The sequence below is a fragment of the Pseudomonas sp. R1-15 genome (assembly GCF_051132085.1).
Taxonomy (GTDB): Bacteria; Pseudomonadota; Gammaproteobacteria; order Pseudomonadales; family Pseudomonadaceae; genus Aquipseudomonas.
In genome coordinates this window covers 931,364-946,754 of the sequence record NZ_CP071660.1, presented here as the reverse complement: position 1 = coordinate 946,754, position 15,391 = coordinate 931,364, and the positions used below count along the sequence as shown (strand labels likewise).

General features: G+C 62.5%; 14 protein-coding genes. 6 read left to right on the top strand and 8 right to left on the bottom strand.

What is annotated here, in order from left to right; translation table 11 throughout:
* Nucleotides 1-139: 139 nt before the first annotated feature.
* The 3 genes from mreD to mreB all read right to left on the bottom strand — a co-directional run bounded on the left by mreD (nt 140) and on the right by mreB (nt 2,920).
* Nucleotides 140-628 (bottom strand): rod shape-determining protein MreD, encoded by a 489-nt coding sequence (gene mreD / locus J3P97_RS04010; protein WP_305496816.1) that lies wholly within the window; start codon nt 626-628, stop codon nt 140-142.
* Nucleotides 625-1,713, bottom strand: coding sequence for a rod shape-determining protein MreC (mreC, locus tag J3P97_RS04005; protein ID WP_434602822.1), 1,089 nt, complete (start codon nt 1,711-1,713; stop codon nt 625-627). The genes mreD and mreC overlap by 4 nt, the downstream gene beginning before the upstream one ends.
* Nucleotides 1,714-1,882: 169 nt before the next feature.
* Nucleotides 1,883-2,920, bottom strand: a complete 1,038-nt coding sequence (gene mreB, locus J3P97_RS04000) for a rod shape-determining protein MreB (RefSeq protein ID WP_002555108.1) — start codon at nt 2,918-2,920, stop codon at nt 1,883-1,885.
* A 214-nt stretch (nt 2,921-3,134) separates the two neighbouring features.
* Between mreB and gatC the strand changes: the two genes are divergently transcribed.
* From gatC to J3P97_RS03970, 6 genes are all read left to right on the top strand, one after another.
* Nucleotides 3,135-3,422 carry an Asp-tRNA(Asn)/Glu-tRNA(Gln) amidotransferase subunit GatC gene (gatC, locus tag J3P97_RS03995; RefSeq protein WP_072388421.1) on the top strand — a complete coding sequence of 96 codons (288 nt, stop codon included), beginning with the start codon at nt 3,135-3,137 and terminating at the stop codon, nt 3,420-3,422.
* Nucleotides 3,423-3,438: 16 nt separating this feature from the next.
* The gene (gatA, locus tag J3P97_RS03990) at nt 3,439-4,890 is read left to right on the top strand and encodes an Asp-tRNA(Asn)/Glu-tRNA(Gln) amidotransferase subunit GatA (RefSeq protein ID WP_434602821.1); all 1,452 of its coding nucleotides are present in this window, start codon (nt 3,439-3,441) and stop codon (nt 4,888-4,890) included.
* 10 nt (nt 4,891-4,900) lie between these two features.
* On the top strand, nt 4,901-6,346 hold the full coding sequence (gene gatB, locus J3P97_RS03985; RefSeq protein ID WP_305496820.1) for an Asp-tRNA(Asn)/Glu-tRNA(Gln) amidotransferase subunit GatB: 1,446 nt from the start codon (nt 4,901-4,903) through the stop codon (nt 6,344-6,346).
* 185 nt (nt 6,347-6,531) lie between these two features.
* Complete coding sequence (locus J3P97_RS03980; protein ID WP_434569816.1) at nt 6,532-6,909, top strand: septal ring lytic transglycosylase RlpA family protein; 378 nt, start codon at nt 6,532-6,534, stop codon at nt 6,907-6,909.
* Between the two features lie 49 nt (nt 6,910-6,958).
* Nucleotides 6,959-8,017: a calcium/sodium antiporter gene (locus tag J3P97_RS03975; RefSeq protein ID WP_434674503.1), complete on the top strand. Its 1,059-nt coding sequence runs from the start codon at nt 6,959-6,961 to the stop codon at nt 8,015-8,017.
* A complete protein-coding gene (locus tag J3P97_RS03970; RefSeq protein ID WP_003177973.1) occupies nt 8,014-8,394 on the top strand; it encodes a carboxymuconolactone decarboxylase family protein in 381 nt (126 codons plus the stop codon). The genes J3P97_RS03975 and J3P97_RS03970 overlap by 4 nt, the downstream gene beginning before the upstream one ends.
* Before the next feature lie 115 nt (nt 8,395-8,509).
* On the opposite strand, the gene J3P97_RS03965 is transcribed toward J3P97_RS03970, so the two are convergent.
* From J3P97_RS03965 to kdgD, 5 genes are all read right to left on the bottom strand, one after another.
* Nucleotides 8,510-9,451: an AEC family transporter gene (locus J3P97_RS03965; protein WP_434602820.1), complete on the bottom strand. Its 942-nt coding sequence runs from the start codon at nt 9,449-9,451 to the stop codon at nt 8,510-8,512.
* Between the two features lie 311 nt (nt 9,452-9,762).
* Nucleotides 9,763-11,316, bottom strand: coding sequence for a galactarate dehydratase (gene garD, locus J3P97_RS03960; protein ID WP_434602819.1), 1,554 nt, complete (start codon nt 11,314-11,316; stop codon nt 9,763-9,765).
* Between the two features lie 12 nt (nt 11,317-11,328).
* Nucleotides 11,329-12,693 (bottom strand): MFS transporter, encoded by a 1,365-nt coding sequence (locus tag J3P97_RS03955; RefSeq protein WP_434673531.1) that lies wholly within the window; start codon nt 12,691-12,693, stop codon nt 11,329-11,331.
* Nucleotides 12,694-12,778: 85 nt separating this feature from the next.
* Entirely contained in the window at nt 12,779-14,224 is a 1,446-nt protein-coding gene (locus J3P97_RS03950) for an aldehyde dehydrogenase family protein (RefSeq protein WP_434569820.1), read from the bottom strand.
* A 67-nt stretch (nt 14,225-14,291) separates the two neighbouring features.
* Complete coding sequence (gene kdgD, locus J3P97_RS03945) at nt 14,292-15,203, bottom strand: 5-dehydro-4-deoxyglucarate dehydratase (RefSeq protein WP_186613371.1); 912 nt, start codon at nt 15,201-15,203, stop codon at nt 14,292-14,294.
* Nucleotides 15,204-15,391: the final 188 nt, after the last annotated feature.

Here is a 15,391-nt window from a genome sequence, read left to right as displayed (position 1 = left end):
GGCTTTTGTGGCGAGGGAGCTTGCTCCCGCTCGGTTGCGCAGCAACCGTAAAAATGGGGCCGCTACGCAGCCCAGCGGGAGCAAGCTCCCTCGCCACTGGGATGTAGGTATTCAAAAAAGTCTAGAGATCCCGACCGCATCAGTTGATCTTGAAACGCAGGCGCAAGCCACGCAAACCGAAGCTGACCCAAGGCCAGAGCAACGCACTGACCAGGGCCGGCAAGACCAGCGCCAGCGTCGGCTGACGATTGCCGGTCAGTGCGCTGAGCCACAATTGCACCAGTTGCGCCAGGCCAAAGATCACCAGGATCACCAGGCTCTGCTGCCACATGGGAAACATCCGCAGGCGCTGTTGCAGCGAGAGCACCAGGAAAGTGATCAAGGTCAGGATAAGCGCGTTCTGCCCCAGCAACGTGCCATAAAGCACATCTTCGGTCAGGCCCAGGCACCAGGCGGTGACCATGCCGACCTTGTGCGGCAAAGCCAGCGCCCAGAAGGCCAGCAGCAAGGCCAGCCACAACGGACGCAGGATCTCCATGAACTGCGGCAGCGGCGACACACTGAGCAACAGGCCGATGGCGAAGGTCAGCCAGACCATCCAGCCGTTACCGGATCGAGTACTGCTCATTCTTCTCGTGCTCCCCTGGTCGCCGGTGTAGCGGCGGGTGTCGAGGCCGGTGGCTTGGCCGCGGGCCGTGCAGGTTGGGATGTCGTCGCATGGGCGGGCGGCCGGGCAGGCGTCGCAGCGGGTGCGGCCGGCGGGGTGGTTGCCGTGGCGGGTGCCGCCACTTGGGGTTTTGGCACCGTGGCCGGGACCGCCGCGGGTGCGGGTGCAGGCGCAGCAGGAGCCGTCGATTCGCCACCTTGCCGATCCTGGACTTCCTGGGCCACGGCGGCGTCATTGGCGCGCTCTTCAGGCGTGCGGTTGTCGCTGAACACCAGCAGCAGGTAACGGCTACGGTTCAGCGCGGCCGTGGGGACCGCCCGGACAATGGCGAATGGCTGGCCGGAATCGTGGATGACTTCCTTGACCGTCGCCACCGGATACCCCGCCGGGAATCGCTGGCCAAGACCCGAGCTGACCAGCAGGTCGCCTTCCTTGATGTCGGCGGTGTCGGCCACGTGCCGCAGCTCCAGGCGCTCGGGGTTGCCGGTGCCGCTGGCAATCGCCCGCAAGCCGTTGCGATTGACCTGCACCGGAATGCTGTGGGTGGTATCGGTCAACAGCAGCACGCGGGAGGTGTAGGGCATCAGCTCGACCACCTGCCCCATCAGGCCACGGGCATCGAGCACCGGCTGGCCGAGGACCACGCCGTCGCGCTCACCCTTGTTGATGATGATCCGGTGCGTGAAGGGGTTGGGGTCCATGCCGATCAACTCGGCGACCTCGACCTTCTCATTGACCAGCGCCGAGGAGTTGAGCAACTCGCGCAGCCGCACGTTCTGCTCGGTGAGGGCCGCGAGCTTCTGCATACGCCCCTGCAACAGCAGGTTTTCGGTCTTGAGTTTTTCGTTTTCGGCGACCAGTTCGGTGCGGCTGCCGAACTGGCTGGCCACACCCTGCCACAGCCGCTGCGGCAGGTCGGTGATCCAGTAGGACTCCATCAACACCAGCGACATCTGGCTGCGCACCGGCTTGAGCAGCGTGAAGCGGGCATCGACCACCATCAGCGCGACCGATAGCACGGCCAACACCAGCAGGCGTACGCCCAATGAGGGGCCTTTGGCAAAAAGCGGTTTAATAGGCCGCTCCTCCCAGGCAAATGTTGTCTTTATTCATACGGCATCAACCGGCCTGGATACGAATGACAGAAGATAAACGCCAACGGGCAGCACTGCAAAGTGCTGCCCGGAAGCGAACAACATAGACGATCCCGCCAGCTTATTCGCTGGAGAGCAGGTCCATGGTGTGCTTGTCCATCATTTCCAGCGCACGGCCACCGCCGCGGGCAACGCACGTCAGCGGGTCTTCGGCGACGATCACCGGCAGGCCGGTTTCCTGGGCCAGCAGCTTGTCGAGGTCACGCAGCAGCGCACCACCACCGGTCAGCACCAGGCCGCGCTCGGCGATGTCCGATGCCAGTTCCGGCGGCGACTGCTCCAGGGCGCTCTTGACCGCCTGCACGATGGTCGCCAGCGACTCTTGCAGCGCCTCGAGCACTTCGTTGGAGTTGAGGGTGAAGGCGCGAGGAACGCCTTCGGCCAGGTTACGGCCGCGCACGTCGACTTCACGCACTTCGCCGCCCGGGTAGGCGGTGCCGATTTCCTGCTTGATGCGTTCGGCGGTGGATTCGCCGATCAGGCTGCCGTAGTTGCGGCGCACGTAGGTGATGATCGCTTCGTCGAAACGGTCGCCGCCGACACGCACGGACTCGGCATAGACCACGCCATTCAGGGAGATCAAGGCGATTTCAGTGGTACCGCCACCGATATCGACGACCATCGAACCGCGGGCTTCTTCCACCGGCAGGCCGGCACCGATGGCAGCGGCCATCGGCTCTTCGATCAGGAATACTTCACGGGCACCGGCACCGAGGGCCGATTCGCGGATGGCGCGACGCTCCACCTGGGTGGATTTGCAGGGCACGCAGATCAGCACGCGAGGGCTGGGCTGCAGGAAACTGTTTTCGTGAACCTTGTTGATGAAATACTGCAGCATCTTTTCGCAGACGCTGAAGTCGGCGATCACGCCATCCTTCATCGGGCGAATGGCTGCAATGTTGCCCGGTGTGCGGCCCAGCATGCGCTTGGCTTCAGTACCGACAGCCACGACACTTTTCTGGTTACCGTGGGTGCGGATGGCCACGACCGAGGGTTCATTCAGGACGATACCGCGCTCGCGCACGTAAATAAGGGTGTTGGCAGTGCCCAGGTCGATGGAAAGATCGCTGGAAAACATGCCACGCAGTTTCTTGAACATGGGAAAGGGACCCTAGGCAACGCGTGGGTAAAAAAGTGCGGCAAACTCTAACAACGACAGGGATTTTGGGCAAGGCGCCAATATGTTAAATTGGCCGCTTTTCTGTGCACCAAACCCCGAGATCGCGGCCGTAGGGCCGTAGAAATGCGGTAGTGTTCCGACAATCTAACACACGGACAGACTGCGTCCGTTTTGTTTTCCACTGGAGAATCCCATGGCGCTTGAACGCTCCGACGTGGAAAAAATCGCTCATCTGGCCTGTCTGGGCCTAAATGAAGCCGATCTTCCACACATTACTTCTGCCCTGAACAGCATTCTAGGGCTGGTCGACGAGATGCAGGCGGTCGACACCGACGGTATCGAGCCGCTGGCCCACCCACTGGAAGCCAGCCAGCGCCTGCGCGCCGACGTCGTCACCGAGTCCGATAACCGCGAGGCCTACCAGTCCATCGCACCGGCGGTCGAAAACGGCCTGTACCTGGTTCCGAAAGTCATCGACTAAAGGGAAAGAGCCTCTCATGCATCACATGACCCTGGCCGAGATCGCCCGCGGACTCGCCGACAAGAAATTTTCCTCCGAAGAGCTGACCAAGGCCCTGCTGGCGCGCATTGCCCAGCTCGACCCGCAGCTCAACAGCTTCATCAGCCTCACCGAAGAACTGGCCCTGAGCCAGGCCAAGGCCGCCGACGCCCGTCGCGCCAACGGTGAGAGCGGCGCCCTGCTCGGCGCGCCGATCGCCCACAAGGACCTGTTCTGCACCCAGGGCATCCGCACCAGTTGCGGCTCGAAGATGCTTGACAACTTCAAGGCCCCGTACGACGCCACCGTGGTCGCCAAGCTGGCCGCCGCTGGCGCCGTGACGCTGGGCAAGACCAACATGGACGAATTCGCCATGGGTTCGGCCAACGAATCCAGCTACTACGGCGCGGTGAAAAACCCCTGGAACCTGGAACACGTACCGGGCGGTTCGTCCGGTGGTTCCGCTGCTGCCGTGGCTGCGCGCCTGTTGCCGGCGGCCACCGCCACCGACACCGGCGGCTCGATTCGCCAGCCGGCGGCGTTCACCAACCTCACCGGGCTCAAGCCGACCTACGGCCGCGTCTCGCGCTGGGGCATGATCGCCTACGCCTCCAGCCTCGACCAGGGTGGCCCGCTGGCACGCACCGCCGAAGATTGCGCGCTCCTGCTGCAAGGCATGGCCGGCTTCGACCCGAACGACTCCACCAGCATCGATGAACCGGTGCCGGACTACAGCGCCAGCCTCAACGGCTCGCTGCAAGGCCTGCGGATCGGCGTGCCGAAGGAGTACTTCGGTGCCGGCCTCGATCCGCGCATCGCCGAACTGGTTCACAACAGCGTCAAGGCGCTGGAAAAGCTCGGCGCGGTGATCAAGGAAATCAGCCTGCCGAACATGCAGCACGCGATTCCCGCGTATTACGTGATCGCCCCGGCGGAAGCCTCCTCGAACCTGTCGCGCTTCGACGGCGTGCGCTTCGGCTATCGCTGCGAAAACCCGCAGAACCTGATCGACCTGTACAAGCGCTCCCGTGGCGAAGGCTTCGGCGCCGAAGTGCAGCGCCGGATCATGGTCGGCGCCTACGCGTTGTCCGCCGGCTACTACGACGCCTACTACCTCAAGGCGCAGAAAATCCGCCGCCTGGTGAAAAACGACTTCATGGCCGCCTTCAACGAGGTCGACATCATCCTCGGCCCGACCACGCCGAACCCGGCCTGGAAGCTCGGCGCCAAGAACAGCGACCCGGTCGCCGAGTACCTGGAAGACGTCTACACCATCACCGCCAACCTCGCCGGCTTGCCGGGCCTGTCCATGCCGGCCGGCTTCGTCGATGGCCTGCCGGTGGGCGTGCAACTGCTCGCGCCGTATTTCCAGGAAGGCCGCCTGCTCAACGTGGCGCACCAGTATCAGCTGAACAGCGACTGGCACACCCGCACCCCAACCGGCTTCTGAGGAGAAACACATGCAATGGGAAGTCGTGATCGGGCTGGAGATTCATACCCAGCTCACCACCCGATCGAAAATCTTTTCCGGTAGCTCGACCACCTTCGGTTCCGAGCCCAACACCCAGGCCAGCCTGGTAGACCTGGGCATGCCCGGCGTATTGCCGGTGCTCAACGCCGAAGCGGTGCGCATGGCGGTGATGTTCGGCCTGGCGATCGACGCCGAGATCGGCCAGCACAACGTGTTCGCCCGCAAGAACTACTTCTACCCGGACCTGCCCAAGGGCTACCAGATCAGCCAGATGGAATTGCCGATCGTCGGCAAGGGCCACCTGGACATCGCGCTGGAAGACGGCACGGTCAAGCGCGTCGGCATCACCCGTGCGCACCTGGAAGAAGACGCCGGCAAGAGCCTGCACGAAGAATTCAACGGCGCCACCGGCATCGACCTGAACCGTGCCGGCACGCCGCTGCTGGAAATCGTCTCCGAGCCGGACATGCGCAGCGCCAAGGAAGCCGTGGCCTACGTCAAGGCGATCCACGCGCTGGTGCGCTACCTGGGCATCTGCGACGGCAACATGGCCGAAGGCTCGCTGCGCTGCGACTGCAACGTGTCGATCCGTCCCAAGGGCCAAACCGAGTTCGGTACCCGCTGCGAGATCAAGAACGTCAACTCGTTCCGCTTCATCGAGAAGGCGATCAACAGCGAGATCCAGCGCCAGATCGAACTGATCGAGGATGGCGGCAAGGTCATCCAGCAGACTCGCCTGTACGATCCGAACAAGGACGAGACCCGTCCAATGCGCAGCAAGGAGGAAGCCAACGACTACCGTTATTTCCCCGATCCGGACCTGCTGCCAGTGGTCATCGAGAACTCTTTCCTCGACGAAGTGCGCGCCACCCTGCCGGAACTGCCGCCGCAAAAGCGCGAGCGCTTCCAGGCGCAGTTCGGGCTGTCGAGCTATGACGCCAACGTCCTGGCCACCAGCCGCGAACAGGCCGATTACTTCGAGAAAGTCGTAAGCATCGGCGGCGACGCCAAGCTGGCGGCCAACTGGGTGATGGTCGAACTGGGCAGCCTGTTGAACAAGCAGGGCCTGGAAATCGACGAGTCGCCGGTCTCGGCCGAGCAACTGGGCGGCATGCTGTTGCGGATCAAGGACAACACCATTTCCGGCAAGATCGCCAAGATGGTCTTCGAAGCCATGGCCAATGGCGAAGGCAGCGCTGACGAGATCATCGAGAAGCGCGGCTTGAAACAGGTCACCGACACCGGTGCGATCAGCGCCGTGCTCGATGAAATGCTCGCGGCCAATGCCGAGCAGGTCGAACAGTACCGCGCGGCGGACGAAGCCAAGCGCGGCAAGATGTTCGGCTTCTTCGTCGGCCAGGCCATGAAAGCCTCCAAGGGCAAGGCCAACCCGCAACAGGTCAACGAACTGCTCAAAAGCAAGCTCGAAGGCTGATGGCCATGGAGCCAGTCTCGCTGTCTGGCTCGATTCCCCGTGGCGAGGGAGCTTGCTCCCGCTGGACTGCGCAGCAGTCCCCTCTATCTGGCAACGGATTGTTGGGGGTCGCTCCGCGACCCAGCGGGAGCAAGCTCCCTCGCCACAATAACTTTCACAACCACACTGATGTGGAAACCCCCTACATGAAGCGTCTCCTCGGCGCCTGCGCCCTGCTGTCCCTGCTGGCCGGCTGTGCCAGCCAGAGCGGGACGGTCGATCCACACGGCTACGACCAGACCGGCGTCGCCTCCTATTACGGTTCCCGGCACCACGGCAAACGCACCGCCAGCGGCGAACGTTTTGACCAGCACGGCCTGACCGCCGCTCATCGCCAGTTGCCGTTCGGCACCCGGGTGAAAATCACCAACCTGAAAAACAACGACAGCGTCGTGGTCCGCATCAACGACCGTGGTCCGTATTCACGCGGCCGACTGATCGATGTGTCGCGCGCCGCTGCCGAACAGTTGGGCATGCTGCGTAGCGGTACCGCGCGGGTGCGCGTACAAGCCCTCGACGACTGACAGACGGAGTCCGGCCATTTCCCTGATCAACGCTTTATCCCTGCTCAGCCTGATCGAATTGCTCGGCGCCTTGCTGTTGCTGATCGCCGGCGCCGAGCTGCTGGTGCGTGCCGCTGTCGGCCTGGCGGCGCGCTTGCAGGTGCGTCCGCTGATCATCGGCCTGACCGTCGTCGCTTTCGGCAGCAGCGCGCCACAGATGGCTGTCAGCCTGCAGGCGACCCTGGCGCAGAACGCCGACATCGCCGTGGGCAGCGTCATCGGCAGCACGATTTTCAACCTCCTTGTGACTTTAGGCCTGTCGGCGCTGATCATTCCGTTGCGCGTCTCGCGACAACTGGTGCGCCTGGACATCCCGCTGATGATCGGCGCTTGCCTGCTGGTTTTCGTACTGGCCTGGAACGAAGAGCTGAGCCGACTGGACGGAGCGCTGCTGCTGATAGCCCTGGCGGTGTACCTGGCGCTGCTGCTGCGTCAGTCCCGGCATTCGGGACGACCGCATCCGCTGGGCGAAGTGGTCGACATGGCCTGGCCCAAAAGCCTGGTAATGATCGCGTCGGGCCTGGCCATGCTGGTTTTCGCCGGGCACCTGTTACTGGGCGCCGCAGTGGAAGTGGCGACGGACCTGGGACTGTCGGAGCGCATCATCGGCCTGACCATCGTTGCCGTCAGTACGTCGCTGCCGAAGCTCGCCACCTCGCTGATCGCCGCACTGCGTGGCCAGCGGGACATTGCGGTGGGCAACGTGATCGGCAGCAACCTGTTCAACCTGCTGGGCGTACTCGGCGTGACCGCCCTCGCCGCCCCTTCGCCGCTCTCGGTCTCGCCCAATGCCCTGGACTTCGACCTGCCGGTAATGCTCGGCGTGGCGGTGCTGTGCCTGCCGGTATTCTATTCCGGCTACCGCGTCACCCGCGCCGAAGGGCTGCTGTTGCTGGGCTTGTACCTGGCTTACGGGCTGCACGTGGTGTCGTTCACCACCGGCATGCCCCTGGCCGGCCAACTGGAACGGCTGATGCTGTTCTACGTGCTGCCGGCGCTGCTGGCGTTCTTGCTGTTCACTTCCGTGCGCGCCTGGCGCCGCCAACACCACAAGAGGGATTTGCCATGACCGACACTCCGAAGACCGGCCTTGACATGCGTCGCCAGGTGATGGGCGACGCCTTCGTCGATCGCGCCCTGGGCAACGCCACCGAGTTTACCCAGCCACTGCAGGATTTCGTCAACGAGCACGCCTGGGGAAGTGTCTGGAGCCGCGAAGGCCTGCCGCTGAAAACCCGCAGCCTGATCACCCTCGCCGCCCTCACCGCCCTCAAGTGCCCCCAGGAACTCAAAGGCCACGTGCGCGGCGCCTTGAACAATGGCTGCACGGTAGAGGAGATTCGCGAGGCACTGCTGCATTGCGCGGTGTACGCGGGCGTGCCTGCGGCGATCGATGCGTTTCGGGCGGCGCAGGAAGTGATTGATAGCTATCAGAAGCCTGAGTGACTGTGGGATTGCCTTCGCGAGCGGGCTCGCTCCCACAAGGGCCAGAGGGTATCGCAGTCACCTGTGGGAGCGAGCCTGCTCGCGAATGGATCGAAAGGGCACTGCAAATCCGCGGCTAGATCCACCCACCCCACTGCAACACAAAAATCCCCACGTTGGTGGTAATCGCCGCCATCAGCGTAGTGATGACGATGATCGCCGCCGCCAGCTCATGGTTGCCATCGGCCGCGCGGGCCATGACGAAGCTGGCGGCGGCGGTGGGGCTGCCGAAGTACAGGAACAGGATCCCCAACTCGGCGCCGCGAAAGCCCCATAGCCAGGCGCCCAACGTGGTCACCAGGGGCAGGCCGACCATTTTCACCAGGCTCGAACTCAGGGCCATCTTGCCGCTTTTGCGCAAGGCCGCCAGCGACAGCGTGCCGCCGATGCAGATCAACGCCAGGGGTAAGGTCATTTGCGACAAGTACCTGGCCGAGGTCTCGAACCAGTTCGGCAGGCCGATCTGCCAATAGGCGAACGGCGCGGCGGCGAGCACGCTGATGATCAGCGGGTTGCTGACCACGCTTTTGCAGATGCTCCATGGGTCGGACTTGATCACCGGGCTGTAGACCGCCAACACGATGGTCGACAAGGTGTTGTAGAACAGGATCACCAGCGCCGCGAGAATCGCGCCGAGGGAAATGCCGTAGTCACCGTACATGCTTGCCGCCAGCGCCAGGCCGATTACCCCGTTGTTGCCACGAAACGCGCCCTGAGTGTAGATACCGCGATCTTCACGCGGACACCGCCAGATCGCCCAGCCCCAGGCCATGGCAAAACTCGCCAGGGTGGCGATCGAGAAATAGATCAGCAGGTCCGGCTGCAACGCCGCATGCAGGTCGGCATGCAGGATGCCGAGGAACAAAAGCGCCGGCATGGTGACGTTGAACACCAGCGACGAGGCGATGTAGATGAAGTTGTCGTTGATCCAATTGATACGCTTGAGCAGCGTCCCCAGAAACAGCATGGCAAACACCGGCGCGGTGATGTTCAGGGTTTCGAGGAAAATTGCCAGCATGCCGGAGGACCTTGAGGAGGGTGTCGTTAGGTGGCTAATGATAGCCACTCACGGCGTTGGCGTCTGGTCGAGCCTCTTCGCGAGCAGGCTCGCTCCCACATTTGTACTGGATCGGACACAAATCCACACTCACCCCATATCCCTGTGGGAGCGAGCTTGCTCGCGAAGGCGCCAGGTCAGCTTGCATCAATGCTGAATGTACCGCCCCCATCGCGAGCAAGCTCGCTCCCACACTGGATCTCCAGCGATCACAAAATCCACATGCACCCCATATCCCTGTGGGAGCGAGCTTGCTCGCGATCAGCGCCAGATCAGGTAATCGGCGCCGGGTTGAACAGCGTGATGTCGTTGTACAGCTTGTGCCGTTCGGCCCAGGTCTGTTTCTTGCCGCTGGCCACATCCAGGTAGTAGTGGAACAGCTCCCAGCCCAACTCTTCGATGCTTGCACGCCCGGTAGCGATCCGGCCGGCGTCGACATCAATCAGGTCGGGCCAGCGTTGGGCCAGTTCGGTGCGGGTCGAGACCTTCACCACCGGCGCCATCGCCAAACCGTACGGCGTACCGCGTCCGGTGGTGAACACATGCAGATTCATCCCCGCCGCCAGTTGCAGCGTACCGCAGACAAAATCACTGGCCGGCGTGGCGCAGAAGATCAGGCCCTTCTGCTTGAAGCGCTCGCCCGGGCCGAGCACGCCGTTGATCGCGCTGCTGCCGGACTTGACGATCGAGCCCAGGGATTTTTCGACGATGTTCGACAGCCCGCCCTTCTTGTTGCCAGGCGTGGTGTTGGCGCTGCGATCGGCTTCGCCCTTGGCCAGATAGCGGTCGTACCAGTCCATCTCGCGCACCAGCTCCTCGGCGACCTCACGGGTTTGCGCCCGGGACGTCAGCAGATAGATCGCATCGCGCACTTCGGTGACTTCGGAAAACATCACCGTCGCACCGGCCCGCAGCAGCAAATCCGAGGCGTAGCCCAGGGCCGGGTTCGCGGTGATGCCAGAAAACGCATCGCTGCCGCCGCATTGCATGCCCAGGATCAGCTCCGAGGCCGGCACGGTTTCGCGACGGCGCTGGTCGAGTTTCTTCAGACGGGTCTCGGCCAGTTCCATGATCTGCTCGATCATCTCGGTGAAGCCGTGGCTGGAGTCCTGCAAGCGATACAACCATGGCTCGCTGAGATCCACCGAACTGTCGCCCTCGTGCATGACCTGCCCGGCCTGCAATTTCTCGCAGCCCAGGCTGATCACCAGCGCCTCGCCGCCCAGGTTCGGGTTGCGCGCCAGGTTGCGCACGGTGCGAATCGGGATATAGGCATCGGTGGCGGTGATCGCCACGCCACAGCCGTAGCTGTGGGTCAGCGCCACCACGTCATCGACGTTCGGGTACTTGGGCAGCAGCTCATCCTTGATGCGCTTGACCGCATGGTCCAGCACGCCGGTCACACACTGCACCGTGGTGGTGATACCCAGGATGTTGCGCGTGCCGACGGTACCGTCGGCATTGCGATAACCTTCGAAGGTGTAGCCCTCAAGCGGCGCATCGGCGGCCGGCACATCGGTGGACAGCGGCAGGCTGTCCAGCGGTGGCGCGGTAGGCATGCGCAACTGGTCTTCCTTGACCCAGCTGCCACGCGGGATCGGCTGCAGCGCGTAGCCAATGACCTGGCCGTAGCGAATCACCTCGCCGCCCTCGGGGATATCCTCCAGGGTGACTTTGTGGCTTTGCGGCACGAAGTCGACGGTGACCAGGCCGTCCGGGAATTCGGTCCCGGCCGGTACGCCCTGGTCGTTGACGACGATCACTACGTTGTCCCGCTCATGCAGGCGGATGTAACGGGGCGAATCGGCATGTTCAATCAGATTCATCGACGCCGCTCCTCAGGATTTGGCTTCAGACAGGCTGGAAATGTCGACATCCCTGGCCGTTGGTTCCTTGAGCACGACACGCTTGATCGGGCCCACGATGACCAGGTAGCTGAACACCGCCATCAGCGCGTTGCAACCGACAAACATTAGCGCCCACTTGAACGAACCGGTGGAGCTGATGATGTAGCCGATGACGATTGGCGTGGTAATCGACGCCAGGTTGCCGAACGTGTTGAACAGGCCACCGCTCAAGCCGGCGATCTGTTTTGGCGAAGTGTCGGAGACCACGGCCCAGCCCAGTGCACCGACGCCTTTACCGAAGAAGGCCAGGGCCATGAAGCCCACCACCATCCATTCGATGTCCACGTAGTTGCACGCCACGATGCTGCTGGACACCAGCAGGCCGGCGATGATCGGCGCCTTGCGGGCGAAGGTCAGCGAGTGGCCCTTGCGCAGCAGGTAGTCGGAAATCACCCCGCCAAGCACGCCGCCGATAAAGCCGCAAATGGCCGGCAAAGACGCGATGAAACCGGCCTTGAGGATGGTCATGCCGCGTTCCTGCACCAGGTACACCGGGAACCAGGTGAGGAAGAAGTAGGTGATGCCGTTGATGCAGTATTGGCCCAGGTACACGCCGAGCATCATGCGGTTGGTCAGCAGCTGGCGGATGTAATCCCACTTCGGACCATCGGCTTTCTTTTCCTTGCCCTTGTCCTGGTCCATGTCGACCATCGCGCCGTTGGACGCGATGTGATTGAACTCGGCCTCGTTGATCATCGGGTGCTGGCGCGGGCTGTAGATCACCTTCAGCCAGACCAGCGAGAACACGATACCGATCACGCCCATCACGATGAACACGTGCTGCCAGCCGAAGCGGTAGACGATCCAGCCCATCAGCGGTGCGAACAGTACGGTGGCGAAATACTGCGCCGAGTTGAAGATCGCCGAGGCGGTGCCGCGTTCCGCGGTGGGGAACCAGGCCGCGACGATACGGGCGTTACCCGGGAAGGAAGGCGCTTCGGCCAGCCCGACCAGGAAGCGCAGCATGAACAGCGCCACCACCGCCGTGGACATGCCGAATTCACCGACATAGCCTTGCAGCACGGTGAACAACGACCAGGTGAAAATGCTCAGGGCATAGATTTTTTTCGAACCGAAACGGTCGAGCAGCCAGCCGCCAGGAATCTGCCCGGCCACGTAGGCCCAGCCGAAGGCGGAGAAGATATAACCGAGGGTGACGGCATCGATGCCGAGGTCTTTTTGCAGGCTGGAACCAGCGATGGCGATGGTGGCACGGTCGGCATAGTTGATCGTCGTCACCAAAAACAGCATGAGCAGGATCAAATAGCGGACGTGCGTCGGCTTGGTCTCTTGCATGTAATCTACTTCCACTATTTATTTTTATGCGGGAAATCAAATTGTACGGTCGGCGCCGGAGCCCGGCGCCGTCCGGTGTTGCGTATTACGAGCCGATGTAGGAGGTCTTCACCACGGTGTAGAACTCTTGCGCGTAGCGGCCTTGCTCGCGCGAACCATAGGATGATCCTTTGCGCCCGCCGAACGGCACGTGGTAATCCACGCCGGCGGTCGGCAGGTTGACCATTACCATGCCCGCCTGGGAATGGCGCTTGAAGTGGTTGGCGTACTTCAACGAGGTGGTGGCGATACCGGCCGACAGACCGAACTCGGTGTCGTTGGCCATCGCCAGCGCCGCCTCGTAGTCAGCCACGCGCACGACGTTGGCGACCGGGCCGAAGATTTCTTCACGGCTGATGCGCATCGAGGCTTCACTGTCGGCGAACAGCGTCGGCGCCAGGAAATAACCTTCGGTGTCGCACGTCACCACACCACCACCGCTGACCAACCGCGCACCTTCGCTCTGGCCGATGTCGATGTACTTCAAGTCCTGGTTGAGCTGGGCCTCGGAGACCACAGGGCCGATATCGGTGCCGGCCTTCAAGGCATGACCGACCTTGATCGACTGCATGCGCTCGGCCATCGCCGCGACGAACTTGTCGTGGATACCGGCGGTGACGATCAGGCGGCTCGACGCTGTGCAACGCTGGCCGGTGGAGTAGAACGCGCTCTGCACCGCCAGCTCGACGGCCTGCTTGAGGTCGGCGTCGTCGAGGATGATCTGCGGGTTCTTGCCGCCCATTTCCAACTGCACCTTGGCCTGGCGCGACACGCAGTTGACCGCGATCTGCCGGCCCACGCCCACGGAACCGGTGAAGCTGATGCCGTCGACTTTGGGGCTGTTGACCAGGACTTCACCGACCACGCGGCCGCTGCCCATGACCAGGTTGAACGCACCGGCCGGGAAACCGGCGCGGGAAATGATTTCGGCCAAGGCCCAGGCACAGCCCGGCACCAGCTCGGCGGGCTTAATCACCACGCAGTTGCCGTAGGCCAGGGCCGGGGCGATTTTCCACGCGGGGATCGCGATCGGGAAGTTCCACGGGGTGATCAGGCCAACCACACCAAGGGCTTCACGGGTGACTTCAACGTTGACGCCTGGACGCACCGACGGCACGTAATCGCCCGACAGGCGCAGGCACTCGCCGGCGAAGAATTTGAAAATATTGCCGGCGCGGGTCACTTCGCCAATGGCTTCGGGCAGGGTCTTGCCCTCTTCCCGGGCCAGCAATTGGCCGAGTTCTTCGCGGCGGGCGAGAATTTCACTGCCAACTTTATCCAACGCATCGTGACGGGCCTGGATACCCGAGGTCGACCAGGCCGGGAACGCAGCACGAGCAGCGTCGATGGCGGCGTTGACTTGAGCGGCGTCAGCCTTGGCGTATTCACCGATGACATCGGACAAGTCAGACGGGTTGATGTTGGTGCAATAGTCGGCACCGGCTACCCACTGACCGTTGATGTAGTTATCGAAACGCTTTGAATCTGCCACGAGTGCTCTCCTTACAATAAGCCTTACGCAAAAAGCCGCTGATTGCTCAGCGGCTTTGTCGGGTCTGTTACTGCTTGCCTTGCTTGTCGATCAGCGCGGCCAGGGCTTCGTATTCTTCTGGCAGCAGGTCGGTCAGCGGCGTGCGCACAGGGCCCGCGTCGTAGCCAACGATTTTCGCACCGGCCTTGACGATGCTCACCGCGTAACCGGCCTTGCGGTTGCGGATGTCCAGGTACGGCAGGAAGAAATCGTCGATGATCTTGCCGACGGTTTCGTGATCTTCGCGGGCAATGGCGTGGTAGAAGTCCATCGCGGTTTTCGGGATGAAGTTGAACACCGCCGAGGAGTAGACCGGTACGCCCAGGGCCTTGTAGGCCGCGGCGTAGACTTCGGCGGTCGGCAAGCCGCCCAGGTAGCTGAAACGATCACCGAGGCGACGACGGATCGACACCATCAATTCGATATCGCCCAGGCCGTCCTTGTAGCCGATCAGGTTCGGGCAACGCTCGGCCAGCTGCTCCAGCTGGGTGGCGTTCAGGCGGCAGACGTTACGGTTGTAGACCACCACGCCGATTTTCACCGATTTGCACACGGCTTCAACGTGGGCGGCAACGCCGTCCTGGCTGGCTTCGGTCAGGTAGTGCGGCAGCAGCAGCAAGCCCTTGGCACCCAGACGCTCGGCTTCCTGAGCGTATTCGATGGCCTGGCGGGTCGCACCGCCAACACCGGCGAGGATTGGCACGCTGGTGGCGCAGGTATCGACGGCGGTCTTGATGACTTGCGAATACTCACTGGCGGCCAGGGAGAAAAATTCACCGGTGCCGCCCGCTGCGAACAATGCAGAGGCGCCATACGGGGCCAGCCACTCGAGGCGCTTGATGTAGCTGTCGCGATTGAAATCGCCATTAGCAGTGAAATCGGTGACCGGGAACGACAGCAGGCCAGACGAGAGGATGGACTTCAGTTCTTGTGGATTCATTATTCGAACACCCTGGACGCAAATGTTGTGTTGTAGGAAAGCGGTTCAGCTTCGCGAGAAGTTGTAGGTCATCGTACAACTTAAAATATGAACGTCAACTGCATTTTGTCTTTTGTCGGGTTCTGGCCCAGGGGAAATCGCCTTGCAGCCTTGCAAACCGGGGCTTTGGGTTTGAAGGGGAGACGGAT

Coding starts and splice junctions, on each gene's coding strand:
- mreD (WP_305496816.1), bottom strand. CDS start 628: ATGAGCAGTACTCGATCCGGTAACGGCTGGATGGTCTGGCTGACCTTC.
- mreB (WP_002555108.1), bottom strand. CDS start 2,920: ATGTTCAAGAAACTGCGTGGCATGTTTTCCAGCGATCTTTCCATCGAC.
- gatC (WP_072388421.1), top strand. CDS start 3,135: ATGGCGCTTGAACGCTCCGACGTGGAAAAAATCGCTCATCTGGCCTGT.
- gatA (WP_434602821.1), top strand. CDS start 3,439: ATGCATCACATGACCCTGGCCGAGATCGCCCGCGGACTCGCCGACAAG.
- gatB (WP_305496820.1), top strand. CDS start 4,901: ATGCAATGGGAAGTCGTGATCGGGCTGGAGATTCATACCCAGCTCACC.
- J3P97_RS03980 (WP_434569816.1), top strand. CDS start 6,532: ATGAAGCGTCTCCTCGGCGCCTGCGCCCTGCTGTCCCTGCTGGCCGGC.
- J3P97_RS03970 (WP_003177973.1), top strand. CDS start 8,014: ATGACCGACACTCCGAAGACCGGCCTTGACATGCGTCGCCAGGTGATG.
- J3P97_RS03965 (WP_434602820.1), bottom strand. CDS start 9,451: ATGCTGGCAATTTTCCTCGAAACCCTGAACATCACCGCGCCGGTGTTT.
- garD (WP_434602819.1), bottom strand. CDS start 11,316: ATGAATCTGATTGAACATGCCGATTCGCCCCGTTACATCCGCCTGCAT.
- J3P97_RS03955 (WP_434673531.1), bottom strand. CDS start 12,693: ATGCAAGAGACCAAGCCGACGCACGTCCGCTATTTGATCCTGCTCATG.
- kdgD (WP_186613371.1), bottom strand. CDS start 15,203: ATGAATCCACAAGAACTGAAGTCCATCCTCTCGTCTGGCCTGCTGTCG.